This is a genomic window from Shewanella mytili (genome assembly GCF_046765975.1).
GTDB lineage: Bacteria > Pseudomonadota > Gammaproteobacteria > Enterobacterales > Shewanellaceae > Shewanella > Shewanella mytili.
Window position 1 is genome coordinate 1 of record NZ_JBKOUD010000030.1, and the last position, 3,000, is coordinate 3,000.

The following is a 3,000-nucleotide window of genomic DNA, read 5'->3' on the forward strand; positions in this document are numbered from 1 at the left end:
GTGAAGCATATCGACTGAGTGGAGGTTCTGCCGGGGCCAGAACCATCTCAGACATTATCACAAACGATGAGTCTCACGACATTACACTTAGCCGATACCGTGCAGGCAAGCTCATGAAAGCACTGAGCTTATTCAGCTGTCAGTTGCCAAAACATACTTACAGGAAAGCTACTCAGGAACATGTTGCTATTCCTAACTTACTCGACAGGCAGTTCGCCGTGACTGCGCCGGATCAGGTCTGGTGTGGTGATGCCAGTTTCATCTGGACGGGCAACCGCTGGGCTTATCTGGCAGTGGTAATCGACCTGTTTGCCCGCAAGCCAATAGGTTGGGCAATGAGTTATTCACCGGACAGCAATCTGACCAGTCAAGCTCTGACAATGGCGTTCGAGTATCGCGGACAACCAAAGAAGGTGATGTTCCATAGCGACCAGGGATGTCACTATACAAGCCGCAAATTCCGTCAGTTAATCTGGCGCTATCGTTTAACGCAAAGCATGAGTCGCAGAGGAAATTGTTGGGACAATAGTCCTATGGAACGCTTCTTCAGAAGCCTTAAAACTGAATGGATCCCAACGACAGGTTACGGGAGCTTTACGGCAGCAAAGCAGAAGATAGGTGATTATATTCATGGCTATTACAGCCGACTGAGACCGCATTCGTACAACGGTGGTTTAACGCCAAATGAATCGGAGAAACGTTACTGGATTAGCTACAACGATGTGGCCAAAATGACTTGACCACTACATAGGCAACGATCGGCTATTTGTGGTTTTTCGGTTCCTATTCGAGTATCGTCTTTTTGTATTGACGTACTTAGAGTTGGTACTTATCACATGAACTCACTTACGCCGAAAGGCTTTGAATTTTCTATCGATAGGCAGCAACTCAACAACAATGCCGCAGAAAAGCAATATACTGATGAAGTGCGTAACCTCTTTCATAAGGGGTATCGTAGCTTTCTCAAAAGTACAGAATCTTATGATCCTGAGACGATTCATACCTTACAGAACGAAGCAGCAAGTAACGGCGGAAATGTTTATGATATATTCACGGGTTCGGAACTTGCTATAGCCTATCAAAACTACCCAGACTTAATATGTAACAAACTCACTCCTGTCGAACCAACCTCACGATTGCAAGACTCGGTTATGAATGCAAAGTTTATTAATTTAACTGAGTTGGCTGATATAGAAGGAATAGTCTTTTGCTTACAAGGGCAGCGCAATTTTCTAAATGGCGGGGCTTACTTTCCGTTAGAGAGTCCTCAGGCGTTTGAACTTGCTTATGCTTGCGTTCAGGGATTTGTTAAACAATATAGCCCCAACATTCCAGTCTATATAATGCAACCTGACCGGAATTTCTCTATGCTCTTTGACAATGACCCTTTAGCTTCAGCGAGAGTGTTGCCTATAGGTAACGATTTAGAGGTCAGTCTGCTAAACATCCAGCTAAGCAGAGTTAACTATAAGGGTAGACCTGTCAATGTGGTTCCTGACATAAGTGGGCGCTGGTCTGGTACCATTTATTGGCGAGAATTCCAAACACCTGATGATAAGCCTTATTTATTTCTTGGGCGTTACCGAGTCTTAGTCAAGCCAGAAACTGCACTTCACTCATATCTAAAAAAACTAGCTGATGACAATCGCTTTGCTACTATCGCAAATACAATTCATCTATTACGAGAGGATGAAGCAGGACACAACCCTGAAGCTCTATCTGCGTATGTCTAAAGGAGCTTTGGGTTTAGCTAAAGACACATAACAAACGACTATGGCGTCAATCCTTTATTTTGGGCGATGTTTTGGTCCCACATAATGCCATCTCGAAGCATGGAGTTTAGGATGACCACCATCTTGCGAACGCAGGCAATAATCGCCACTTTCTTTGGTTTTCCAGCTTCGAGTAATCGAGCGTAAGTGTCCTTGAAAACAGGGTTACATTGCATGGCTGACATCATGGCCATGTACAAAACGGTTCTCACCTGTGCGCGGCCTCCTTGGATGACTCGTTTCCCTTTGTAGCGTCCGCTTTCTCGTGTAATAGGGGCGACGCCGATGAGTGAAGCCGCTTGTTTGTTGGTAATGTAGCCTAACTCAGGCACATTGCTGATGATAGACGCAGCGGCGATATTGCCAATACCAGGTACGCTTTGTAAGAGGGTATTTTTAGTTTGGTATTCGGGGCAATCTTCGATGAGTTTAACAAGCTTATTTTCAATCTTTGAGACCTGATTTTTTATCGCAGTCAGGATGGGTGTCATTGTCGAATGTAGGTGCTTAGGCAAAATTTGAATACGATTTTTCTCCATGGTCTGCATCGCGAGCAGCTGATTGCGGCGAATTACTAAGTCACTCATTAAACGTATGTTCTTAGCCTTTATGACCGTCAAATCAGGTTTAATGGCTTCACCATAATGGGCGATAAGCTGTACATCTAAGCGGTCATTTTTGGCTCTACGACCAATAGCACCGGCAAAGCGTTTGATATGAACAGGATTGGCACGAACAATAGGCAACTTGGCCTCGGTACACGCTAACACGAAGGGCATTTCTAGGCGCCCAGTCGCTTCGATAACGATACGCTGTGGGTTGTGTTTTTTGATAGTAGTTAAGGCCTGTTTGATACCCTTTTCGTTGTTTGGCACGGTAAAAAAGACATCGAGTGGACGGATGTAAATGTCGAGCTGTGATTTGCCAGTATCAACACCAATATTAATGTTTTGAAGTGGGTTTGTATTCATAATAAGCTAGCTCTTGCTTGCGAAATGCGGGTTCGAGACCCAGTCGACTATTCGAGGTTTATGCTTGGAGTCCTATGAGGCGTTCATGTTTGTTATCGGTCTCTCGACAGAGGAGCCAGCGTTCAACCGAACTGCCACATAGAAAGCTTTAGTTGCCGCTAAAGCCTGGGTCTCACTTTACCCTTTTGGCTTGCTTATTATCCATACAAGCGTTTAAGGCGGATTCGCAACGCTTGGCAGTTTCGCTTCGCTCAAGT

General features: G+C 44.9%; 3 protein-coding genes. 2 read left to right on the top strand and 1 reads right to left on the bottom strand.

Annotated elements, in window-relative coordinates; genetic code table 11:
- Both ACIDEJ_RS15165 and ACIDEJ_RS15170 read left to right on the top strand, forming a co-directional pair.
- The coding region (locus ACIDEJ_RS15165; protein ID WP_411988883.1) for an IS3 family transposase at nt 1-740 on the top strand (740 nt) is incomplete at its 5' end.
- Between the two features lie 96 nt (nt 741-836).
- Nucleotides 837-1,733 carry a hypothetical protein gene (locus tag ACIDEJ_RS15170; RefSeq protein ID WP_411988884.1) on the top strand — a complete coding sequence of 299 codons (897 nt, stop codon included), beginning with the start codon at nt 837-839 and terminating at the stop codon, nt 1,731-1,733.
- A 38-nt stretch (nt 1,734-1,771) separates the two neighbouring features.
- Here the strand turns inward: ACIDEJ_RS15170 and ACIDEJ_RS15175 are convergent, their stop codons facing one another.
- On the bottom strand, nt 1,772-2,743 hold the full coding sequence (locus ACIDEJ_RS15175) for an IS110 family RNA-guided transposase (protein ID WP_411988047.1): 972 nt from the start codon (nt 2,741-2,743) through the stop codon (nt 1,772-1,774).
- Between the last annotated feature and the right edge of the window lie 257 nt (nt 2,744-3,000).

Bases quoted from the DNA above. Each gene is read 5' to 3' on its own strand.
- ACIDEJ_RS15170 (WP_411988884.1), top strand. From the start codon at position 837: ATGAACTCACTTACGCCGAAAGGCTTTGAATTTTCTATCGATAGGCAG.
- ACIDEJ_RS15175 (WP_411988047.1), bottom strand. From the start codon at position 2,743: ATGAATACAAACCCACTTCAAAACATTAATATTGGTGTTGATACTGGC.